At 65.1% G+C, this 22,017-nt stretch carries 15 protein-coding genes; 9 read left to right on the forward strand and 6 right to left on the reverse strand.

What is annotated here, in order from left to right; genetic code table 11:
- Nucleotides 1-111 precede the first annotated feature (111 nt).
- The 6 genes from ACFOSU_RS14775 (at nt 112) to ACFOSU_RS14800 (ending at nt 8,375) form a co-directional block, all read left to right on the forward strand.
- Nucleotides 112-1,461, forward strand: a complete 1,350-nt coding sequence (locus ACFOSU_RS14775; RefSeq protein ID WP_380690704.1) for an NAD(P)/FAD-dependent oxidoreductase — start codon at nt 112-114, stop codon at nt 1,459-1,461.
- A gap of 12 nt (nt 1,462-1,473) precedes the next feature.
- Nucleotides 1,474-2,727 carry a sarcosine oxidase subunit beta family protein gene (locus tag ACFOSU_RS14780; RefSeq protein ID WP_380690705.1) on the forward strand — a complete coding sequence of 418 codons (1,254 nt, stop codon included), beginning with the start codon at nt 1,474-1,476 and terminating at the stop codon, nt 2,725-2,727.
- A gap of 9 nt (nt 2,728-2,736) precedes the next feature.
- On the forward strand, nt 2,737-2,997 hold the full coding sequence (locus tag ACFOSU_RS14785) for a sarcosine oxidase subunit delta (RefSeq protein ID WP_380690706.1): 261 nt from the start codon (nt 2,737-2,739) through the stop codon (nt 2,995-2,997).
- Nucleotides 2,994-6,062, forward strand: a complete 3,069-nt coding sequence (locus tag ACFOSU_RS14790) for a sarcosine oxidase subunit alpha family protein (protein ID WP_380690707.1) — start codon at nt 2,994-2,996, stop codon at nt 6,060-6,062. The genes ACFOSU_RS14785 and ACFOSU_RS14790 overlap by 4 nt, the downstream gene beginning before the upstream one ends.
- The gene (locus ACFOSU_RS14795; protein WP_380690708.1) at nt 6,059-6,601 is read left to right on the forward strand and encodes a sarcosine oxidase subunit gamma; all 543 of its coding nucleotides are present in this window, start codon (nt 6,059-6,061) and stop codon (nt 6,599-6,601) included. Before ACFOSU_RS14790 ends, ACFOSU_RS14795 begins: the two co-directional genes overlap by 4 nt.
- Nucleotides 6,602-6,827: 226 nt before the next feature.
- Entirely contained in the window at nt 6,828-8,375 is a 1,548-nt protein-coding gene (locus tag ACFOSU_RS14800) for a BCCT family transporter (RefSeq protein ID WP_380690709.1), read from the forward strand.
- Nucleotides 8,376-8,548: 173 nt separating this feature from the next.
- On the opposite strand, the gene ACFOSU_RS14805 is transcribed toward ACFOSU_RS14800, so the two are convergent.
- The 5 genes from ACFOSU_RS14805 to ACFOSU_RS14825 all read right to left on the reverse strand — a co-directional run bounded on the left by ACFOSU_RS14805 (nt 8,549) and on the right by ACFOSU_RS14825 (nt 15,604).
- Nucleotides 8,549-10,264 (reverse strand): formate--tetrahydrofolate ligase, encoded by a 1,716-nt coding sequence (locus ACFOSU_RS14805; RefSeq protein WP_380690710.1) that lies wholly within the window; start codon nt 10,262-10,264, stop codon nt 8,549-8,551.
- The gene (locus ACFOSU_RS14810) at nt 10,261-10,941 is read right to left on the reverse strand and encodes a 5-formyltetrahydrofolate cyclo-ligase (RefSeq protein WP_380690711.1); all 681 of its coding nucleotides are present in this window, start codon (nt 10,939-10,941) and stop codon (nt 10,261-10,263) included. Before ACFOSU_RS14810 ends, ACFOSU_RS14805 begins: the two co-directional genes overlap by 4 nt.
- 14 nt (nt 10,942-10,955) lie before the next feature.
- On the reverse strand, nt 10,956-11,906 hold the full coding sequence (gene folD / locus ACFOSU_RS14815; RefSeq protein ID WP_380690712.1) for a bifunctional methylenetetrahydrofolate dehydrogenase/methenyltetrahydrofolate cyclohydrolase FolD: 951 nt from the start codon (nt 11,904-11,906) through the stop codon (nt 10,956-10,958).
- A gap of 17 nt (nt 11,907-11,923) precedes the next feature.
- The gene (locus ACFOSU_RS14820; RefSeq protein ID WP_380690713.1) at nt 11,924-14,539 is read right to left on the reverse strand and encodes a GcvT family protein; all 2,616 of its coding nucleotides are present in this window, start codon (nt 14,537-14,539) and stop codon (nt 11,924-11,926) included.
- Nucleotides 14,540-14,707: 168 nt separating this feature from the next.
- Nucleotides 14,708-15,604 carry a methylenetetrahydrofolate reductase gene (locus ACFOSU_RS14825; RefSeq protein WP_380690714.1) on the reverse strand — a complete coding sequence of 299 codons (897 nt, stop codon included), beginning with the start codon at nt 15,602-15,604 and terminating at the stop codon, nt 14,708-14,710.
- A 754-nt stretch (nt 15,605-16,358) separates the two neighbouring features.
- Between ACFOSU_RS14825 and ACFOSU_RS14830 the strand changes: the two genes are divergently transcribed.
- Nucleotides 16,359-17,678 (forward strand): glycine cleavage T C-terminal barrel domain-containing protein, encoded by a 1,320-nt coding sequence (locus tag ACFOSU_RS14830; protein WP_380690715.1) that lies wholly within the window; start codon nt 16,359-16,361, stop codon nt 17,676-17,678.
- Between the two features lie 97 nt (nt 17,679-17,775).
- Here the strand turns inward: ACFOSU_RS14830 and ACFOSU_RS14835 are convergent, their stop codons facing one another.
- Complete coding sequence (locus ACFOSU_RS14835; RefSeq protein WP_380690716.1) at nt 17,776-19,020, reverse strand: pyridoxal phosphate-dependent aminotransferase; 1,245 nt, start codon at nt 19,018-19,020, stop codon at nt 17,776-17,778.
- Between the two features lie 200 nt (nt 19,021-19,220).
- Between ACFOSU_RS14835 and ACFOSU_RS14840 the strand changes: the two genes are divergently transcribed.
- Nucleotides 19,221-20,240, forward strand: a complete 1,020-nt coding sequence (locus ACFOSU_RS14840) for a D-2-hydroxyacid dehydrogenase (protein WP_380690717.1) — start codon at nt 19,221-19,223, stop codon at nt 20,238-20,240.
- Nucleotides 20,241-20,390: 150 nt separating this feature from the next.
- Nucleotides 20,391-21,845: an NAD-dependent succinate-semialdehyde dehydrogenase gene (locus ACFOSU_RS14845; protein WP_380690718.1), complete on the forward strand. Its 1,455-nt coding sequence runs from the start codon at nt 20,391-20,393 to the stop codon at nt 21,843-21,845.
- The last annotated feature ends 172 nt before the right edge of the window (nt 21,846-22,017 follow it).

Genomic DNA, 22,017 nt, shown 5'->3' on the forward strand with positions numbered 1-22,017 from the left:
GCAGCGCTAGTGTGTGACTACAGCGATGACCTGCCGGAAACACGCCGACAGCCACCGCCGGGAAACGCCCGACCGACAGGCGGGTTGTAAAGTCACACCGGAGTGTTTGCCATGACCTCAACAGCGCCGGCGCGCTACGTCATTCTCGGTGGCGGTATCCACGGCCTGAGCACCGCCATCAATCTCGCCGCGGGCCTACGTCGGCGTGGGCGCGGCGACGGCCGCAATATCGTCGTGCTGGAGAAGTCCCGCCCCGGCGCGGGCGCGACCGGCATCGCCTGCGGCGTGGTTCGCAACAATTACTTCCAGCCCGCGATGCGCGAACTGATGGCACACAGCGTCTCGGTCTGGGAAGAGGACCCGCAGGCCTACGGCTATCACCCTGTGGGTTATATGCAGATCAGCTGCGAGCCCATGCATGCCGATATCGCCCAGGTCGCCGAGCAGCAGCGCGCCATTGGCTATCCCTCGACCTTCATCGAAGGCGAAAAGGACAGCCGGCGCTATATGCAGGATCTGTTCGACGACTGGCGAGCCGAAAACATCACCTCGGTGCTGCACGAGAAGAAAGGCGGCTATGCCAACGCCAACGTCACCGTCGCCGGGCTCGAGCGCAAGGCGCGCGATGCCGGCGTCGACATCCGCACCGGCGTGCGGGTAACCGGCTTCGAGTTCGAGGGTGGCGCCGTAAGCGGTGTCGAAACCGACCACGGCCGCGAGGCCTGCGATTATCTGGTGATCGCTGCCGGCCCCTGGATCAAGCCGATCTGGGACATGCTGTCGCTGCCCGCCACGATCCGCGTGAACGACAGCAATGGCCAAGGCGGCAACAACACGCGCGACGACGTCCCCATGTGGACCTACTGGAACCTGCAGGAAGGCACGTTGGGCGTCGACCCTGCCATGCAGCGCACCAACACGGGCGCGCCGCCGCCGGTCATTCATGTCGACACCGACGCGCCCCTGCTCGCCGAGGACGGCAGCCTGATCACCGACCAGATGTGGGGCATCTACTACAAGCCCGACTATCATTTCGGCGGTATCCAGGGCGGCTCCGTACCGCTGCGGGTCGAACAGCCGGCGGAGCAGGTCGCGGTCGACCCCTACGGCGCGGACTCCGAGGAATTCGGCGTCAATGGCGAATTCGGCCAGATGTGGTGCGCGGCCCTGGCCGCCTGCCAGGGTCGGTTTGCCGGCAAGGCGGACCAGTTCAAGGCCAGCGAACGCAGTGGCGGCCTGGGCTGTTTCAGCCCGGACAGCTTTCCGGTTTTCGACGTTTTTCATGACAACTGCTATGTCATCGCCGATTCCAATCACGGCTTCAAGATGATCGGCGTCGGCCGTCTGGTCGCCGACGAGATCCTGGGTCGCGAGTCGGCGTTACTGGCACCGTTTCGCTTCGGCCGCTACGAGCGCGGCGAACTGCATCCGACCTCGCACAGCCCCTATCCCTGGAGTTAGCGGGTAACCGTCATGCGTTATTCGATCTTCAGTCTGGCTCGCCAGGCGCTCAAGGGGCACCGCAACTGGCCCAGCGCTTTTCGCTACCCGGAACCCAAAAAGTCTTATCGCGTCGTGATCGTGGGCGGCGGCGGCCACGGTCTGGCCACCGCCTATTATCTGGCCAGGGTGCACGGCATCCGCGATATTGCCGTGCTGGAGAAAGGCTGGCTGGGCGGCGGCAACACCGGGCGCAACACCACGATCGTGCGCTCGAACTATTACCTCGATGCCAACGCGCGTTTCTATGAATTCGCGCTCAAGCTGTGGGAAGGGCTGAGCCAGGAACTCAATTTCAATATGATGCTGAGCCAGCGGGGCGTGCTGAATCTCGCCCACTCCGAGGCCCAGTACAACGCGTTCGCGCGCCGCGGCAACGCCATGCGCTGCAACGGCATCGACGCCGAATTGCTCTCGCGCGAACAAGTCGCGGCCCATGTGCCACTGCTGGATGTGAGCACCGATACGCGCTTTCCGGTGTTCGGCGGCCTGCTGCAGCGCAGAGGCGGCACCGCCCGCCATGACGCGCTCGCCTGGGGCTATGCGCGCGCGGCCGACGCGCTGGGCGTGGATATCATCCAGAACTGCGAAGTGACCGGCATCAGCCGCGACGGCGACCGGGTCACCGGGGTCGAGACCAATCGCGGTGCCATCGCCGCCAACCAGGTTGCCCTGGTGGTCGCTGGCCATGCTGGCGTGGCCGCCGCAATGGCGGGCCTGCGTCTGCCGATCGAGTCGCATGTGCTGCAGGCCATGGTCACCGAGCCGGTCAAACCGGTGCTCGATACCGTGGTCACGCTGGGTGCCGCCCATTGCTATATCAATCAGTCCGACAAGGGCGAGCTGGTCATGGGCGGCGATATCGACGGCTACAACTCCTATGCCCAGCGCGGCAGCCCCCAGGTTGCCGGAGATGTGGCCGCATCCGTGCTGGCGATGTTCCCGAGTTTTTCGCGCCTGCGCCTGATGCGCAGCTGGGGCGGCATCGTCGACATGAGCATGGACGGCAGTCCGATCATCGGCCTGAGCCCGGTTAAGAACCTGTATCTCAACGTCGGCTGGTGCTACGGCGGTTTCAAGGCCACGCCGGGTTCGGGCTGGGCCTTTGCCGACACCATCGCCCACGACAGGCCGCATCCGCTGATCGCGCCTTTCGCGCTGGAGCGCTTCGCTCGCGGCGCGGTGCTCGACGAGCACGGCGCCGGTGCTGCGCCCTGGCATCACTAGCGCCCGGCCATGCTGCAACTCGCCTGTCCGTACTGTGGTCCGCGCCCCCATACCGAGTTCAGCTACGGCGGTGACGCGACGCGTTCGGCCGATGCCGCGAGCGGCACAGGCGACGGGTTCGAATCGCTCTACTATCGCGACAATCCCAAGGGTCCGCACCACGAACTGTGGTATCACCGCGACGGTTGTGGCCAGTGGCTGGTGGCCGAGCGCGATACCGTGACCCATGCCGTGCAATCGGTGACGGCCCTGACGGAGAGCACGACATGACCGGCAACCCGCGCCCCACGCACGCGGATCGCGACGATCGTGCCCCTGACGGCGCGCCGGCCGCGGCACCGCCGGCGGGCCAACCATATCGGCTTGCCGAGGGCGGTCTGATCGATCGCAGTCGCCCCCTGCGTTTCATTTTCAACGGCAGGACCTACCAGGGCTATGCCGGCGATACCCTGGCCTCGGCGCTGCTCGCCAACGGCGTGCGCCGGGTGGCCCGCAGTTTCAAGTACCACCGCCCGCGCGGCGTGTTCGCCACCGGCGCCGCCGAGCCCAACGCCATGGTGCGGCTCGAGACCGGCGCCCGCGCCGAACCGAACCGGCGCGCCACCCGGATCGCGCTGTATGACGGCCTGACCGCGGCCAGCCAGAACTGCTGGCCATCGGTGGATTTCGACGTAGGCGCGATCAACGACGGATTGCGCGCCCTGCTGTCGGCCGGCTTCTATTACAAGACCTTCATGTGGCCGGCACGTTGGTGGCCCGCCTACGAACGCGGTATCCGACGCGCCGCCGGCATGGGCGAAGCCCCCGACCGGCCCGATCCGGATCAATACGAGCACCGCTTCGCCCACTGCGATGTGCTGGTGGTCGGCGGCGGTGCGACCGGCCTGACCGCGGCCGTGGCCGCTGGCCGTGCCGGCGCCGACGTCATCCTCGTTCACGACGGCGCACAGTGCGGCGGTGGACTCCGGGCGCGCGCGGCTTCGATCGGGGAACACAGCCCGGCGCAGTGGATCGACGCACGCCTGGCAGAACTCGCCGCCTTGGCAAACGTCACGCTGATCACCCGTGCCAGCGCGGCCGGCTACTACGACGGCAACCTGCTGACCGTGGTCCAGACATTGTTCGAAGGCACAGAGATCGAGGCGCCCGCCGGACCGCGCCAGCGGCTCTGGAAGATCCGGGCCGCACAGGTTGTACTGGCCACGGGCGCGATCGAGCGCCCGCTGGTATTCGCCGACAACGACCGCCCCGGCGTCATGCTGGCCTCGGCCGCGCGCCGCTACGCCAACCAGTTCGCGGTCGCCGTCGGTCGCCAGGTGGTGATTGCCGGCAACAACGACAGCGCGTTCGAAGCCGCGCTCGATCTGCACCGCGCCGGCGTTCGCGTGTCCGCGGTACTGGATAGCCGGGCCGCCGCGGATTCGTCCGCCCAGCAGCGCGTGCACGCCGCCGGCATCCGTTGTCTGTACGAACATCAGCCCTTGCGCACACGCGGCCGGCGCGCCGTACGCGGCCTCGACGTCGTGGCCGCCGATGGCCGCGTCACCCCCCTGGCCTGCGACAGCGTCGCCACCGCCGGCGGCTGGAACCCGACCGTACATCTGTTCTCGCAGTCACAGGGCACGATCGTCTTCGATGAGCGCCTGCAGGCGTTTCTGCCCGGCCATCCTGCCCAGGCCACCCGGTGTGCCGGCGCCTTGAACGGCCACCACGCCCTCGCTGTCTGCGTTGACGAGGGGTGGCGCATAGGCCGCGAGGCAGCGGACCGCTGCGGCTTTACGACGCCGGCCGATGAGCCACCGAGCACAGAGCTCGAACCGCAGGCCGCCCCCCTGCAAGCGCTCTGGGCCGTGGCCCGGCCCGCCAAGGGTCACGGCAAGCGCTTTGTCGATCTGCAGAACGACGTCGGCGCCGACGACATCGCCCTGGCGGTGCGCGAAGGCTATCACTCGGTCGAACACGTGAAGCGCTATACCACGCTGGGCATGGGCACCGACCAGGGCCGCACCAGCAACGTCAACGGCCTGGCGATTCTGGCCGGCCTGCTGGACAAACCGATCCCCGAGGTCGGCACCACCACTTTCCGGGCGCCCTATACGGCGGTGACTCTGGGCACCCTGGCCGGCCATCGCCGTGGCGCGCCGTTCCGGCCCTGGCGACGTACGCCATTGGACGCCTGCCACGAAGCCGCCGGCGCCCAGTTCGTCAATGTCGGCCCGTGGCGCCGGCCGCTGTATTATCCGCGCCCCGGCGAGACCGCCACGGCCGCTATTCGGCGCGAGGCAAACACGGTGCGCCGTGCTGTGGGCATGGTCGATGTATCCACGCTCGGGCGTATCGAGATCCAGGGCGCCGATGCGGCTGCCTTTCTGGACGCGATCTATGTCAACCGGGTCAGCAAGCTGGTGGTGGGCAAATCGACCTATGCACTGATGCTGCGCACGGATGGCTGCGTGTTCGACGACGGCACCGTGGCGCGTCTGGCCGCTGACCATTTCCAGATCACCACCACGACCGCGCATGCCACCGAGGTGTTCGCCCATCTGGCATATCACCAGCAGCGCCATCACATGCAGCAGCAAGTGTTCATCGCCAGCGTCACCGATGCATGGGCCGTGGTGGCCCTGGCCGGTCCGCGCGCGCGTGATGTCTTGACCCGGCTCGACGTCGATACCGCAGTGGACAACGACAGTCTCGCCTTCATGCACCTGCGCGATGTCACCCTGGGGGACGAGCTGCCCGCGCGCGTGTTTCGCAACAGCTATTCCGGCGAGCTGGCATTCGAGATCGCGGTGGCTGCGGACCGCGGACCCGAGCTGTGGCAACGACTGCTGGCGGCCGGCGAAGCGTTCGGCCTGTGTCCCTACGGCACCGAGGCCATGTCGGCGCTGCGCATCGAAAAAGGCCATGTCGCGGTTGGCGCCGAAATCGACGGCCGTACTACTGCCGACGATCTGGGGTTGGGCGGGCTCCTGCGCCGCAAGGCGGATTTCTCCGGCCGGCGCGCGCTGGATACGCTGAGCGCGCTGCAGGCATCCGGACGCAAGCAGCTGGTGGGCCTGAGCGCCGATATGGCGCAAGGCCGCATACCGGTCGGCGCCCAGCTGGTCGCCGATCCCGATCATCCGATGCCCAATCCCATACTCGGCCATGTCACCTCGGCCTGCGTGAGCTCGGAACTCGGGCACCCCATCGCACTGGCCCTGCTCGCCGATGGACGCGCGCGCCACGGCGAGCAACTGTTCGCACTGGCACCACTGACCGGAGAATGCGTACGCGTCAGCGTGAAGGCGCCGGTGTTCATCGACCCCGACGGCGAGCGGCTACGGCAATGAACAATCGGGCGGACTATCGTTGCGATGAACAGCCCGCGGCGGCCATCACCCTGCTGCAGGGCACGGCACGGACCCGCCATGCTCTGGCCAACGCCCTCGCACGCACACAGGCCCCGGCCGTGGGTGAAACGGCGGCCCTGGGCAGCTCGACCCTCTTTTGCCTGCAGCCGAACGCGTGGTGGATCGTAGGCAACGGCGATCCGCATCGAGACGGCGACGCATTGCTGGCGGAGGCCATCGCGCGCGGATCAAGCCTTGATATCTCGCCCGGGCAGCGCATCCTGCGCCTGCGCGGCGCCGGCGTCGTCGAGCGCCTCAGCCAGGCCTGCGCCCTCGACCTGCGTCTACGAACGTTCGGGGTCGGACGTTGCACGCGTTGCCGGCTGGCCGACGTTGCCGTGGTGATGCACCGCGTGGAAGAACATACGTTCGATCTCTACTGTCCGCGCAGCTACGGCGACTATCTGGCCACGGTGCTGATGCCGCTACCCGCTCCCGACAAGACGCGCTTGTGCTCGGCAACCGGTCGGCATGGTTGAACCGCCGCGCTCATTAGTGCACGCACCACGCATATATATTTGTCCTATCGAAGCGGTTTTGTCAGTGCTAGTTTTAAACGGGGCCTTGAAAAACGCATTCGCCGGACGTGACTCGGCCACCGGCGACCCATCATCCTGGCCTGATCTGGCGGCAACAACAGATCCGGGCCTCGAAAAATAAAAAGGGGTGACGACAGTGACAGATCCAGGAAACAATGCGGACAGTTTGGAAAACGAAGCGATCCAGACCAATTACGAGATCGGCCAGGACAATGTCCAGTTATTCGGGCTGGATATCCACAATCCGGTTTTTGCGATTTCGAGCCTGACCGTCATCGCGTTCGTGCTCATCACCCTGATGTTCCAGGACGCCGCCGCCGAATTCTTCGGTGCGCTCAGACCATGGCTGACCTCCACGTTCGACTGGTTCCTGATGGGGGCCGCCAATATCTTCGTGCTGTTCGCCCTGTTCGTGATGCTCTCGCCGCTGGGCAAGGTGCGCCTCGGTGGCAAGGACGCCAAGCCGGAGTGGGGCTACTTCGGCTGGTTTGCCATGCTCTTTTCGGCCGGCATGGGCATCGGGCTGATGTTCTTCGGCGTGCTGGAGCCGGTCAACCACTTCCTGACTCCGCCGCTTGGCGTCAACCCCGATAATCTGGAGGCCGCGCGTTCGATGGCGCTGGCCGGCACCATCTTCCACTGGGGTCTTCATCCCTGGGCCATCTACGCGGTAGTGGCCCTGTCGCTGGCTTTCTTCAGCTTCAACCACGGCCTGCCGCTGACCATGCGATCGGTGTTTTTTCCGTTGCTCGGCGATCGCGTCTGGGGCTGGCCCGGACATATCATCGACGTGCTGGCGGTCTTTGCCACGCTGTTCGGGCTGGCCACGTCGCTGGGTTTCGGTGCGCAGCAGGCCGCTGGCGGGCTGCATTATCTGTTTAACATCCCGGCGACCATTCTGACTCAGGTCGTTCTCATCGCCCTGATCACCGGCGCCGCGCTTGTTTCCGTACTACGCGGGCTGGACGGCGGCGTCAAGAAGGTCAGCGAACTCAATATGTGCCTCGCCGGCCTGCTACTGCTATTCGTGATCGTGTTCGGCTCGACCGGCGCGATCCTGACCGGTTTCTTCACCAGCACCGGCGCCTATCTCATGGACGTCCTGCCGCTGAGCAATCCGTTCGGCCGTGAAGACACGGCGTTCATGCACGACTGGACCACCTTCTACTGGGCGTGGTGGATTTCCTGGTCGCCGTTCGTCGGCATGTTCATCGCCCGTGTGTCCTACGGCCGCAGTGTGCGCGAGTTCATTCTCTGCGTGCTGATCGTGCCGACCATCGCCTGTGTGCTCTGGATGAATGCGTTTGGCGGCTCCGCGATCAGCCAGTACGTCGACACCGGCTATACCGGCGTCACCGACATGGTCACGAACTGGACACCGGAGCTGTCGCTGTACGCCATGCTCGAACCGCTGCCGCTGACCAGCATTGCCTCATTCATCGGCATCGTTCTGGTGATCGTGTTCTTCGTGACCTCGTCGGACTCGGGCTCTCTTGTCATCGACAGCATCACCGCCGGCGGCAAGCTCGAAGCACCGGTGGCACAGCGTGCGTTCTGGGCCATCTTCGAAGGCCTGGTGGCGATTGCCCTGCTGCTCGGCGGCGGGCTGGCGTCGTTGCAGGCGGCCGCGGTATCTACCGGTCTGCCGTTCGCGCTGGTTCTGCTGGTGATGTGCTACAGCACCTATATCGGGTTGAAAAACGAACCGCGATAGAGGCCGGAGGGCCATAATCCGCCGCCGGCGCGTTCGATCCAGCGATCGGACGCGTCGGCGGCCGGGCATGCGCAAGCTCATGCATATCGCCCACGGCGTGCTTAAAACTCAAACACCGTATCAAGCCCAAGTGGCTCAATAAGCCCCTTGGTATCTGGTAGGCAAGATGGTATCTAGAACAGGCCGCGCACTTCGCCCTTTGCGCCGATACCCATGTCGGTTGCTGCCGGCGTTCGCGGCAGACCGGGCATGGTCATGATCTCGCCGCAGACCACCACCACGAACTCCGCGCCGGCCGACAGGCGGACTTCCCGGATCGGCAGGGTGTGATGCGACGGTGCGCCGCGTAGCGTCGGGTCGGTCGAGAAGCTGTACTGGGTCTTGGCGATACACACCGGAAAATGCCCGAACCCTGCTTTCTCGAGCGCCTTGAAGCGCTGCACGATCTTCTTGTCGGCGACGATGTCGTCGGCGTCGTAGAGGCGTGTGGCGATCGTCCTGACCTTGTCCCAGAGCGACAGGTCGTCTTCGTAGAGCGGCTTGAAGCGGGCCTCGCCGCGCCCCACCAGCGCGACCACCCGGCGCGCCAGTTCCTCGGCGCCACGGCCACCGTCGGCATGGTGCGTGCAGATCACGGTTTCCGCACCATGGGCCAGACCGGCTTCGCGGATGGCAGAGAGTTCGGCATCGGTATCGGTATCGAAACGGTTGATCGCCACGATCGGGGGCACGCCGAACAGTTTTATATTGCGCAGATGCCGGGCGAGATTCACGCAACCGGCACGCACCGCCGCGACGTTTTCGGTCTTGAGGTCCTTGAGGGCAACGCCGCCGTGCATCTTGAGGGCGCGCACCGTGGCCACCACTACCGCGCCGGCCGGCTGCATACCGGTCTTGCGACACTTGATATCGAAGAACTTTTCCGCGCCCAGGTCGGCGCCGAAACCGGCCTCGGTGACGACATAGTCGGCCAGCTTGAGCGCCGTCTTTGTCGCCATCACCGAATTGCAGCCGTGGGCGATGTTGGCGAACGGCCCGCCGTGGATGAACGCGGGATTGTTCTCCAGCGTCTGCACCAGGTTGGGCATGAGCGCATCCTTGAGCAGTACGGTCATGGCGCCATCGGCGTCCAGCTCGGCGGCCGTGACCGGTGTGCGCTCGAAGGTCTCGGCGACGACGATCCGGCCCAGGCGCTGCTGCAGATCGTCGAGATCGTTGGCCAGGCAGAGGATCGCCATGATTTCAGAGGCCGCGGTGATATCGAAACCGTCCTCACGCGGCATGCCGTTGCCGCTGCCGAGCCCGACCACGATCTCGCGCAGCGCGCGCTCGTTCATGTCCATGACCCGTCGCCAGGTGATGCGGCGCGGGTCGATGCCGAGCGCGTTACCCCAGTGGATATGGTTGTCGATGAGCGCGGACAGCAGATTGTGCGCCATGCCGATGGCATGGAGATCGCCGGTGAAATGCAGATTGATGTCCTCCATGGGAATCACCTGCGCCTGGCCGCCGCCCGCGGCCCCGCCCTTCATGCCGAAACAGGGGCCGAGGCTCGGTTCGCGCAGGCAGGCGGCCGCCCGACTGCCGAGGCGATTGAGCGCATCGCACAGGCCGACGGTGGTCGTGGTCTTGCCTTCACCGGGCGGCGTCGGCGTGATGCCGGTGACCAGGATCAGCTTGCCGTCGGGGCGATCGGCCAGCGAGTCGATATAGTCCAGGCCGATCTTGGCCTTGGTATGCCCGTAGGGCACCATCGCTTCCCACGGCACGCCCAGCGCCGCGCCGATGTCGGCGATCGGTCGAATATCGGCAGCGCGCGCGATATCGATATCGGAGCGCTGCTGCGATGGCGTAACCGCGGCCTTCTCGAAATTGGTTCTGGCAGTCATGATGATTCCTGGGTCGCGGGGTGCGAATGGGTCGAATCGGGTGCAGTCGTGGGCTCGGCAATACCTGCAGGCGCGGGCACTAGGCCGCCGGCAGCGGGCCGGACATACAGACCGGCTTCGGTCACCACCCGGTCCATGGGTACGTCGTGGGCCCGTGGCCGGATGGTTTGTATTCGGGACAGCTCGTAGCCCACCCCGACGACCAGCGGCGCCGGTTCGAGTACCGCCAGGGTGCGGTCATAGTAGCCGCCGCCATGGCCGAGACGATAGCCGCCAGAATCGAAGCCCACCAGGGGTGCGACCACCACGTCGGGAGCGACCACGGCCTCGGTCTGCGGTACCGGGATGGCGTAGACACCGCGGCGCATCGGCGCCTGCGGATGCCAGGGACGAAACACCAGGGGCGCCCCGGTTGCGACGACATCGGGCAGCGCGACGCCGACGCCGTCGGCGACCAGCTTCTGCATTAGGCCGCGCGTGTTGAATTCGCCCTTGAACGGCCAGTACAGGCTGACCCTGCGCGCGCCCGATTCGCGCAGCAGTGCGTACAGCGTGGCCTCGATCGCCGTATCAAAGCGTTTTCTTTGTCGCGGCGCGATGGCCATGCGCCGATCGAGCAGCTCGACGCGCTGCTCGCGGCGCCATTGCCGGAGCGAGGGCTGGATAACGGAATCCATGGCTCGTGCCCCACTCATGCGCAATAGTGCCGACGCGCATCGTCGGTGGGCGCTTGGGTCTGATCCGCGTCGGGGACGGTCAGGCCGTGCTGACGACAAGCGGCCGCGACGGTGTTGTCCAGCAGACAGGCGATGGTCATGGGGCCGACGCCGCCAGGCACCGGCGTGATCGCAGCAGCGACGCGGCTGACGTCGTCGTAGGCCACGTCGCCGACCAGACGCGGTTTGGTGGCCGCGTCGTCATGGATGCGGTTGATACCGACATCGATGACCGTCGCCCCCGGCTTGACCCACTCGGCGGTCACCATTTCCGGGCGCCCCACCGCGGCCACGAGGATATCCGCACGCGCGCACAGCGCGGGCAGATCGCGTGTTTTCGAGTGCGCGAGGGTCACGGTGCAGTCCTCGCGCAGCAGCAGATTCGCCAGCGGCTTGCCGACGATATTGGAGCGGCCCAGCACGACCGCCTCGAGCCCGGACAGATTCTCGCCCAGAACATGATGCAGCAACAGCCGGCAGGCCATCGGCGTACAAGGCACCGGGCCATCGTCACCGCGCCAGAGACGCCCGATATTGACTTCGTGAAAGCCGTCCACGTCCTTGTCCGGATCGATCGCCGCCAGCACTGCGGCGGGCGAGATTCGGGCCGGCAGCGGCAACTGAACGAGGATGCCGTGCACGCACGGGTCGGCGTTGAGTTCGGCGATCAGAGCCAGCAGCTGCGCCTGCGACGTGGTATCCGGCAGCTGGTGCAGATAGGAGTGCATGCCGGCCGCGACGGTCTGGCGGTGCTTGTTGCGCACGTAGATCTGGCTGGCGGGGTCGCTGCCAACCAGGACCACGGCCAACCCCGGCGTCAATGCATGCGCGTCCACCAGCGTGGCGACCTGACCGGCCACACGCGCCAGGCGCTGGCCGGCCAGAGCCTCGCCGTCGATACGTTTGCTGTTGCTCGCTTGCGTCATGCTTCGTCCTTGCGTTGTCAGGCCCTGCGCCGGGCGGGATCGACCGCGCCCGATGTCGTGTCCGGCGCCGGCGACTTAAGGCGCGCGTTGTCCGGATCGTAGAGCGCCACACAGCCGACCGCCTCGACCCGGATCGGGTAATGACGGCCGAAATATTCCAGCACCAGCTCACGGCCTTCCTGTGCGTATTGCCAGGGCAGATAGGCGAGCACGATATTACAGCCGATCGATGGACCATAGACGATGCTGCTCGCATAGGAGCGCCGCCCGATTTCGTCGACCGGGACCTCGCCGGTATCGGGGTCGATGATCGGCCACTGGCCGACCGGGTAGCGCGCCACGCCGTGGGCATCGACGTTGTCGCGCATGACCATCGTGCACAGATAGGCCGGCTGGCGTTCACGCTCGCGCTGGGCCAGGTAGGCGGCCTTGCCATGGAAATCGGCAGGCTTGACCTTGGGTCGCGCCAGACCTGCCTCATACAGATTGTACTCGGTCAGCAGATCGACGTTCTGCAGGCGCAAGCTCTTTTCCAGCCGCCGGCTGTTGGCATAGGTCTCGATACCGACCGGGGTGACGCCGGCCTCGAACAGCAGATCCCAGATCGACAGGCCGTAGGAAAACGGCATGTAGAGTTCCCAGCCGTGTTCGCCGACATAGGAGATACGAAACGCCCACACGGGCATGCCGCGTACGCGGATCTCGCGTGCGGTGGCGAAGGGGAAGCGATCATCGTCGAGGCCCTGCGGGTCGTCGGCCAGGGTCTGGAGCACACGGCGCGCATTCGGCCCCCAGAGACCGAGCGTGGCGAGCGTATCGGTGCGGTCCTCGATATGGATATGCGCGCCGCGCTGCTCGGCCATGCGCCGGATCCAGACCAGATCGCGGTGCCCGGTGTCACCGCCGCAGACCACGCGATAGCACGCATCGTCCAGACGAATGATGGTCAGATCGGAATGCACGCCGGCCTCAGCGTCGAGGAAATGCGTGTACACGCCCTTGCCGATCGGTGTCTTGCCACCGACCTTGGCCACCGACAGGTACTCGAGCAGCGACTCGGCGTCCGCGCCGGAGACATCGAAGATGGCGAAGTGGGACAGATTGATCATCCCGACGTCGTCCGACAGCTTGAGATGCTCGGCGTTCGACACCCGCCAGAAATGCCGCGCATCCCATTCGGCGGCGCGCTCGGGCACGCGCTCGCCGTACGTTTCCAGCAGGTGCTCGTTGGCGGCATAGCCGTGGGCGCGCTCCCAGCCGGCGGCTTCCATGAAATAGCCGCCCAGCTCTTTTTCGCGCGGCCAGAACGGCCCGCGCCGCAGGTCGCGGCCGCTGGCAAAGGGCTCGCGCGGATGTACCGCCGGATCGTAGATTTTCCTGGCCACCTCGTAGGCGCGCCCGTAAACATAGTGCGGGGTCTTCTGCACCGGATAGAAACGGGCGATATCGATGCCGCAGGGGTCGATTTCGGCCCGGCCCGTAGTCATCCAGTCGGCCAGCACCTTGCCCATGCCCGGGCCGTCCTTGACCCAGACCGCTTCGCCGAACCACAGGCCGCGGGTTTCAGGCGATTCGCCCAGCAACGACGCGCCGTCGCCGGTGATCGACATCAGGCCGTTGAACGAGTTCTTTTCGTCCCAGCCGAGGTCGGCCAGGATCGGCATGATCTCGATGGCGCGCTCGTAGGCGCTCATCACCTGTTCGATATCGAGATCGCGCATCGACGGCGACATCCGAGCCTCATTGGGCTCGGCGATATCCCTGGCATACACCAGCCGCGGCCTGGCCTGCTCGTAGTAGCCCCACTCCAGCTTGCCGCCTTCGCTGGTCCGGGGATCGCCGGTATCACGCATGTACGAGGAGTTGCCCTGATCGCGAAACAATGGGTAGCCGATCTCCTTGCCGGTGCCGGCGAATTCGTCGTAGGGGCCGAAGAACATCAGCGGGTGTTCGAACGGCATCAGCGGCAGCATTGCCCCCGCCATTTCCGCGATCGGCGGCCCCCAGATGCCGGCAGACAGCACCACCACCGAGGTCGCGATATAGCCCTTGCGCGTCTCGACGCCGCAGACGCGCCCGTTCTGCACGTCGATCGACAGTGCCGGCGTGTTGGCGAAAGTCTGGAGCTTGCCACCGGCCACCGCCCGTTCGATCAGTTCCCCGGCGACACGCTGGGAGCGTGGCACCACGAGACCTGCATCCGGATCCCACAACGCCCCCTGGATGATGCGTTCATCGAGCAGCGGGAAGCGCTGTTTGGCCTCGGCCGGCATGATCAGCGACACATTGGTGCCGAACGCCTTGCCGGAACCGACCTTGCGTTCGAGTTCGGCCATGCGTTCGTCATCGCCCACGCGGGCGACTTCCATGCCGCCGACACGGCTGTAATGGCCCAGCAATTCATAGAACTTGCGGCTGTAGACCGTCGTATAGCACGACATCTTGTCGTGCGAGGTCATGTAGCAGAAGTCCGAGGCATGCGACGTCGAGCCGATGTCGGTCGGAATCGCGGACTTGTCCAGCCCCACGATGTTGGACCAGCCCTGTTCGATCAGATGATGGGCGACGGAGGCGCCAACGATGCCGCCCTGACCGATGATTACGACATCCGCTTGTTTGGGTAGACCCGCCATGACCACTCTCCTGTGGCTAATAACCTGTAACGCAAATAGCCCGGCATCCGCTTCGGCCGTCGACACGTCCGGCGGCGTTGTCGGGCCGCGTCGTTATCCGGACGCCGGCTCGGCAACGCGTCTTGCCGGTCACGCCGGACAATAGCGCTGCTGTTTCTCGAACAGCTGTCATGTCGACCGGCCCTGGGCTGCCTGCAGCGTCCGCGCTTCGTCGTGGCGACCCGTATCGATCAGCGCATCGAGCCAGCGCCGCCGCCATGCTTCGGTGGCATCGATCTGATTGAAGGTGTTGATATGCAGCCCCGCGATGTTCAGCCGCGGATCGTCGAGCAGGTCGCCGAGCCCGTCGATCAAGGCATCCGGCGTAAAGCATGACGGGCCCGCCAGACGACCCATGACACCGCCGTTCTTCCTGAGAAACCGGGTCGAGTCGCCCAGACCGATCCGCAGGGCGATACTCAGCAGCTTGCGGCGTTCGATCACCCCCGGGATGCCGATATATACCGGCAATGCCATGCCACGGGCGCGGCTGCGCTCGAGCCAGCCGCGGATGACGGCCGGGTCGAAACACATCTGCGTGATCATGTGGCCCGCGAAAAAGCGTTTTTCATCCAGCGCATCGTCCAGCACCTGGGCCGAAATGAAGGCATGCCCTTCCGGGTAGCAGGGAATACCGACGCTGCGCAGACCGGGGCTGATCTCGGCGAGCGCGGCAACGAGATCCGCGCCGCGGGTAAACGCGCCCGATGAATCCGTGCCATCACCGCCGACCACGAACACGTCCTGCACGCCGGCCGCGTCCAGCCGTGCCATGGTGTCTTGCAGATGCGTGCGGCTGCGAAAACGGCGAGCCGCCAGATGCGGGATCGCGACATGGCCGAGGGCCGCCAGCTGCTCCGCCAGTTCGATCGTGGGCTGCACGCCACGGCTGGGCGAGCAGGTCACGGTCACCACCGCGCCGGCCGCAAGCTTGCGTGCCTGGTCGAGCGCCCCACGCATGGGGATGATCTCGTAGCGCGGCCGAAGCAGGGCCCGGCGCAACGCGCTCTGGTTGGTGCAGGTCATGGCGTTCACCCCGCGAGGATGGTCCGCTTCGCAATCGAATATATATTGCGCTCGCGGTATGCACTCACGAGCGCGAGCCAGGGGGCAAGCGAGCCCCTCTCCGCTTTGAAAACCTCATTGCTCAAGTACCCGCAGCAAGCCGCGCGTGGTCGTGAATACATACCGGACGGCTTGGTCGTGACGATATCGACCGCTTTCTGTCGCACGAACACCTCACTCCTGGTTTGTTGCATGAACGGCGTCGCAATCAGGGCGTCGCCGGCCAGCGGCCCGCCGTCGAACCTTGCTATTGAATGTGTCTTCACAAACGGCGGGTTGCATAAAAACTACGCGGCCGTTGCCGGCGACAAAGGCCCAATAGCGACTATCACAATCGAAATTGCGCCATCGCGGACATCTATTCGCATGACTGCTGACGATACGGCCGGCGGACCGGAAAAGCCGCGCCTACGGATCCGGCTCGCGACACCTAGCGGTCTTTGAGAGGCGGCTCCGCCGGGCCGCGAATGTCGCCGTGAGCTAATCCGGCGTCGTGCTCGGAACGCTGGCCTGTCAGCGGGCCGGGTAGCGTTCAGGACGTATCGGCATGGTTCGATGCCGCGCGTCGCTATCGGCTTGCCGGGTGCCAACCTTCGCCTGGCGCACCGGACCGGCGGTGTCATCAACCGAGGCCCGTGACAAACCTGATCTTTCGCGCATGCAGACCGAGCCGAAGCGCCGCATACAGCGACCCATTATTCAGGAGGCCGACGCCATGGCCAGTTCAAATCATCCGAACTATCAGCAGAGCATCGATCAGAGCGATCGACACGTGCCCTACAATCTTCGCCAGACCGGTGATCCCGGCATCCGGATGTTGATGTCCACGCGGGTGCGCAAATCACCGTACTGGCATCTCTCGGTCGAAGCCGGCTGCTGGCGGGCGACCGTCTACAACCGCATGTATCACCCGCGCGGCTACATCCGTCCCGAAGATGGCGGCGCGATGGTGGAATATCGGGCGCTGGTCAATGACGTCACGCTCTGGAACGTCGCCGTCGAGCGCCCTATTCGGATCAAGGGACCGGACGCCGAAGCTTTCTGCGACTATGTCTGCACGCGCGACGTCACCCGTGTCGCGCCGATGCGGGGTCGCTACGTGGTGCTGTGCGACAACGACGGGCATGTGCTCAACGACCCGGTGATGCTGCGGCTGGCGGCGGACGAATTCTGGTTCACCATCAGCGATTCGGATCTGGCGTACTGGTTCAAGGGCATTAACGTGGATGGCCGCTTCGATGTCGCCATCGACGAGATCGACGTCTCGCCGCTGCAGATACAGGGCCCGAAATCCGAGGCGCTGATGGTCGACCTCGTTGGCGAGGCGATTCGCGAGGTGCCGTTCTATGGCCTGATGCAGGCTGTCATCGACGGCGTCGATGTCCTGGTGTCCCAGACCGGCTTCACCGGCGAAAAAGGGTACGAGGTCTATGCCTACGACTCGAGCGTGTACGCAGAGACGGTCTGGAACGCGATTCTCGAGGCCGGCGAGAAACACAGCCTGATGGTCGTCGCCCCGGCCCACCATCGACGCATCGCCGCCGGCATCCTGTCGTATGGCCAGGATCTGGATCACGAAACCAACCCGTTCCAGTGCAATCTCGGCCATATGGTGCCGCGCAAGAAAAGCGCCGATTACATCGGCAAGAAAGCACTGGAAAGAACGCGTGAACTGATCAAGAACGGCAATCCGCCGTTCAGCCACCAGCTGGTCGGCCTGCGGCTCGGTGGCAAGCCGGTCGAGGACTATGCCTCCGACTTCTGGCTGGTGGGTAAAAGCGCCGACAGCGATCCCTGCGGCTATATCACCTCGCCGTGGTATTCGCCCGAGCTGGATACCAATATCGCCATGGCCTACGTGCCGGTGGCCGATAGCGCGCTGGGCAGCCGCTTCGTGGCTTGGTTACCGGAAGAATATCTGCCGCATCCGGGCGAGCCGGTGGCCGCGGAAGTGGTCGACATGCCGTTCCGGGAGTCGGTCAACAAGAGCTCGCGCGAGCAGGCCAAGGCCCACGGGCGCGACTACGCCTATTGAGTCGTATCCAAAGCGGCCAACCCCACAGGACAAGCCGTTCCTGCCGGGTTGGCCTGCGAACCCATGAGTTCGCAGGTCGGGCGATCGCCCGGTTGCCTCAGCCGTGGCCGGCGATCTCGGGCTGGCGCGCCATCCACGGTTGCAAGCGCGCAAATGCCTCCTCGATATTCTCCATCGAGGTGGAATAGCTGATCCGCAGCAGATTGCTCGATTCCTCGCCGAAGGCGTCACCCGGAATCACGCACACGCCGGTTTCCTCGAGCATGCGCATGGCGATATTGGCGGCATCGACATTGTGCGGCAGCGACGGCGCGATATAGAACGCGCCCTGCGGCCAATAGCCGGTCAGCCCCGGGGTATCGGCAACCAGTTCGACCACGCGATCACGCCGGCGCGCATATTCGGAGACCATGTCATCCACACAGCGCTGATCGCCCAGCAGCGCGGCAACCCCGGCCCACTGCGCCGGCGTGCTCGCCACCGTGGTGGTGAACATGTGGTAGCGCCGCAGGGTGCGGATGGTGTTCTGGTCGGCCACGATCCAGCCGACCCGCAGACCCGGCATCGCGTAGGTCTTGGAGAAGCTCGACACCACGGCCACGCCGTCGAGATCGGTGGCACAGGAGAGCACGCTCGGATAGTCGATATCGTCGAGAATCAGGCGGTCATAGACCTCGTCGGAGAGGATCTCGACGCCGCGATAGGCCGCTTCCTGGCACAGCCATTCGATGGTCTCGCGCGGATATACCGTGCCGGTCGGGTTGCTCGGCGAATTGAGGATGATCGCGTGGGTGTTCGGCCCGATCATCTTGATGATGCGTTCCGGGTCGATCTGATGACCCTCGCTGGCCTTGGTCGGCACCGTGCGCACCTGGCCGCCGTTCATGCGGATCAGCGGTGCGTAGAGCAGAAACGTCGGGTCGGCGATGATGAATTCGCGCCCGGGCGCGGCCATCGCCGTGATCATCAGATAGATGCCTTCGGTGGCACCCGTGGTGATCAGGAAATTGTCTTCGGTGAGTGTGCTGCGGTACTTGGCGTTGTAGTACTCCTTGAGCGCCGTCAGCAGTTCCGGCAGGCCGGCGTCCATGGTATAGCCGGTCTGGCCCGCTTCCAGGGCATGGATATGCGCATCGATGATATGGCGCGGGGTCGGAAAATCCGGTTGCCCGATCGACAGATGCACCACGTCGTCGAGCTCGGCGGCACGATTGACCATCCGGCGGATGCCCGAGATCGGGATGGCATGCATCGCCGGGTTCCAGACCATTCGATCGCGCACATAGCGCTTGTCCGGGTCGGTCGCCAGAACCTGACTGCTTGTTTCCAGATTTACGGCCATGCCTACCTCTGTTAGGGGAAAACCCGGGCCGCGCCGACGCAGCCGATTGCGCGAGCGTAGTCAGGTCTGGCAACCCCGGTCAAGACAAGGCTGCACCGAGCTTGCGCACGCCTATTGACGCCTGCAACAGGGTCTGGGTAACGTGCCTCATTGTTTACTGTCCGCGCGCGCAACGCGCGCCCTGCTGCCGCCCTGTGTTCATGACCCAAGAAAACCAGCCGAGCGCGGCCGACAGCGATCGCGACGAGCCGCGACCTCGCATCACCGTTCTCAGCGACGGACCCGATGGGCCGGACAGTCTCGCGCGCCTGCGCGAGCACGCGGATGTTCAGGTCGCCCACGATGAAGCCAGCCTGCGCGCTGCTCTGCCCGGCAGCCGGATTCTGCTGGTCACCGATTTCCGCACCGAATCGCTCGAGGCGGCCTGGGACGCGGCCGACAGCCTGGAATGGGTCCACGCCGCGAGCGCCGGGGTCGATCAGCTGATGTTCGATGCCCTGGTGGATTCGAATATCCCGGTGACCAATGCGCAGGGAATCTTCGATCGCTGCATCGCCGAGTACGTGCTGGGCGCGATCCTCCTGTTCGCCAAGGACACCCGCAACAACATCCGCTACCAGCAGGAACGCCGCTGGGTGCACCGCGATACGGAGTCCATCCGCGACAAGCGCGTACTGGTCGTGGGCGCGGGCTCGATCGGCCGCCAGATCGGCGCGCTGTGCAAGGCGGTCGGCATGCACGTCAGCGGCATCGCCCGCAGAGCGCGCGACGCCGACGAAGTATTCGAAGCCGTGTACGCGGCGGCGGATATCGATACCCACCTGGGCGACGCCGATTACGTGGTGGTGGCCGCGCCCCTGACCGACGCCACCGAGGGCTGGTTCGATGCGCCCCGCTTCGCCGCGATGGCCACACATGCACGCTTCATCAACATCGGTCGGGGCCCGATCGTGGTCACCGACGCGCTGGTCGACGCCTTGACCCGCGGCGAGATCGCCGGTGCCGCACTGGACGTGTTCGAGCAGGAGCCGCTGCCGTCCGAGCATCCGTTGTGGACGATGGACAACGTATTGATGTCCGCCCATATGGCCGGCGATTTCATCGGCTGGCGCGATGCGCTCATGCAACAGTTTCTGGACAACCTCGCGCACTGGCGCGCGGGCGAGCCTCTTTTCAATGAAGTCAGCAAGCGGCACGGCTATGCGCCGGGTGGCGCCTGAAATGCCGACGTGCGCCGTGACCGCGCGGCGAACGGCTTTAAAACCGGGTTATCGCCCCGATAACCGTGGAATGAATCAACCGCTGCAGGGCGCCGTGCCGCGCGCTGCACCAGTCCAGCTTTCGTCGAACCGACAGGACCGAGGACACGCATGATCGAATCGTATTTGCTCAAGAATCTCGCCGGCTATATTGACGGCCAGTGGGTCGGTGCCGACTCCGGCGAGACCATCGAAGTACTCAACCCCGCCAACGGCAAGACCCTGGCCGAAATCCCGAAGATGGGGACCGACGAGACCACACGCGCGATCGCTGCGGCCAACGCCGCCCTGCCCTCTGTGCCGGATGTGGAAACACGCCGCGAGTGGCTCGAAGACACCCGCGACGCGCTGCTCGATGAAAAAGAGGAAATCGGTCGCATCCTCTGCCTGGAGCACGGCAAGCCGTGGAAGGAAGCCCAGGGCGAAGTCGAATACGCCGCGAGCTTTTTCGACTACTACGCCAAGAGCATGGAAGCCGCGCTGGCGCCCGAAGAACTGGCCGACAAGGCCAAGGGCTGCACATGGACGGTTCACAAGCGCTCGATCGGCGTGGCCGGTCTGATCACGCCCTGGAACTTCCCGATCGGCATGATCGCCAAGAAGATCGCGCCGGCACTTGCCGCCGGCTGCCCGGTGGTGATCAAGCCGGCGACCGAAACGCCGCTGACCATGATCGCCATGTTCCAGCTCATGCATGAGCGCCTGGAACTGCCCAAGGGCATGATCAATCTGGTCATGGGGTCGTCCTCGCAGATCGGCGGCGAACTGATGAGTTCGCCCGACGTGCCGATGATCTCGTTTACCGGCTCGACCGGCGTCGGCCAGCTGCTCATCGACCAGTCCAAGGACAACGTCAAGAAGCTGGGTCTGGAACTGGGCGGCAACGCGCCGTTCATCGTGCTCGACGACGCCGACCTGGATGCGGCCGCGGAGAACCTGATCGCCAACAAGTTTCGTGGCGGTGGCCAGACCTGTGTCTGCGCCAACCGTATCTTCGTGCAGAAAGGCGTGTACAAGGAATTCAGCGAAAAAGTCGTCGACAAGGTCAAGGCGCTCAAGGTCGGCGACGGCATGGACGATGACGTCGACGTCGGTCCGCTGATCAACAAGGCCGGCTTCGACAAGGTCCACGACCATGTCAAGGACGCGCTGTCCAAGGGCGCCAAGCTGGTGGCCGGCAAGCACCCGGATGAACTGGATTCCGACAAGAACCTGTTCTATACCCCGACCGTGATCACCGACGTCACCCACGACATGAAGTGCTGCACGGACGAGACCTTCGGCCCGCTGGTGCCGATGATCGAGTTCGACACCGACGAGGAAGCCGTCACCCTCGGCAACCGCACCGAGTTCGGCCTGGCCGCCTATGTGTTCGGCAAGGACGCCAAGCGCGCCCACAAGATCATCGGGCAGCTGCATTTCGGCCACTGTGGCTACAACACCGGCACCGGCCCGGCCGCGCACGCCCCGTTCGGCGGCATGCTCCAGTCCGGCATCGGCCGCGAGGGCGGCCACGACGGCCTGCTGGAATACGTCGAACTGCAGACCGTGCCCGACGGCAGCTGATCTGCGCGTTTGTTGTGGTAGAGAAAGCCGGCAGGTTGTCCCCTGCCGGCTTTTTTATGCGCAACTCGGTCGAACGCGGCTTATCGCTCGCCGCCTCGAGCGGCATTCATATTGCAGGACAATAGATACAGGGCGTATGTTGCCTGCCTTCGGCTTATTTCATTCACCAGCG

It is taken from the genome of Salinisphaera aquimarina (genome assembly GCF_042643355.1).
GTDB lineage: Bacteria > Pseudomonadota > Gammaproteobacteria > Nevskiales > Salinisphaeraceae > Salinisphaera > Salinisphaera aquimarina.

Excerpts from the sequence above, each read along its gene's own strand:
- ACFOSU_RS14775 (WP_380690704.1), top strand. The coding sequence starts at position 112 with ATGACCTCAACAGCGCCGGCGCGCTACGTCATTCTCGGTGGCGGTATC.
- ACFOSU_RS14780 (WP_380690705.1), top strand. The coding sequence starts at position 1,474 with ATGCGTTATTCGATCTTCAGTCTGGCTCGCCAGGCGCTCAAGGGGCAC.
- ACFOSU_RS14785 (WP_380690706.1), top strand. The coding sequence starts at position 2,737 with ATGCTGCAACTCGCCTGTCCGTACTGTGGTCCGCGCCCCCATACCGAG.
- ACFOSU_RS14790 (WP_380690707.1), top strand. The coding sequence starts at position 2,994 with ATGACCGGCAACCCGCGCCCCACGCACGCGGATCGCGACGATCGTGCC.
- ACFOSU_RS14795 (WP_380690708.1), top strand. The coding sequence starts at position 6,059 with ATGAACAATCGGGCGGACTATCGTTGCGATGAACAGCCCGCGGCGGCC.
- ACFOSU_RS14805 (WP_380690710.1), bottom strand. The coding sequence starts at position 10,264 with ATGACTGCCAGAACCAATTTCGAGAAGGCCGCGGTTACGCCATCGCAG.
- ACFOSU_RS14810 (WP_380690711.1), bottom strand. The coding sequence starts at position 10,941 with ATGGATTCCGTTATCCAGCCCTCGCTCCGGCAATGGCGCCGCGAGCAG.
- folD (WP_380690712.1), bottom strand. The coding sequence starts at position 11,906 with ATGACGCAAGCGAGCAACAGCAAACGTATCGACGGCGAGGCTCTGGCC.
- ACFOSU_RS14820 (WP_380690713.1), bottom strand. The coding sequence starts at position 14,539 with ATGGCGGGTCTACCCAAACAAGCGGATGTCGTAATCATCGGTCAGGGC.
- ACFOSU_RS14825 (WP_380690714.1), bottom strand. The coding sequence starts at position 15,604 with ATGACCTGCACCAACCAGAGCGCGTTGCGCCGGGCCCTGCTTCGGCCG.
- ACFOSU_RS14830 (WP_380690715.1), top strand. The coding sequence starts at position 16,359 with ATGGCCAGTTCAAATCATCCGAACTATCAGCAGAGCATCGATCAGAGC.
- ACFOSU_RS14835 (WP_380690716.1), bottom strand. The coding sequence starts at position 19,020 with ATGGCCGTAAATCTGGAAACAAGCAGTCAGGTTCTGGCGACCGACCCG.
- ACFOSU_RS14840 (WP_380690717.1), top strand. The coding sequence starts at position 19,221 with ATGACCCAAGAAAACCAGCCGAGCGCGGCCGACAGCGATCGCGACGAG.
- ACFOSU_RS14845 (WP_380690718.1), top strand. The coding sequence starts at position 20,391 with ATGATCGAATCGTATTTGCTCAAGAATCTCGCCGGCTATATTGACGGC.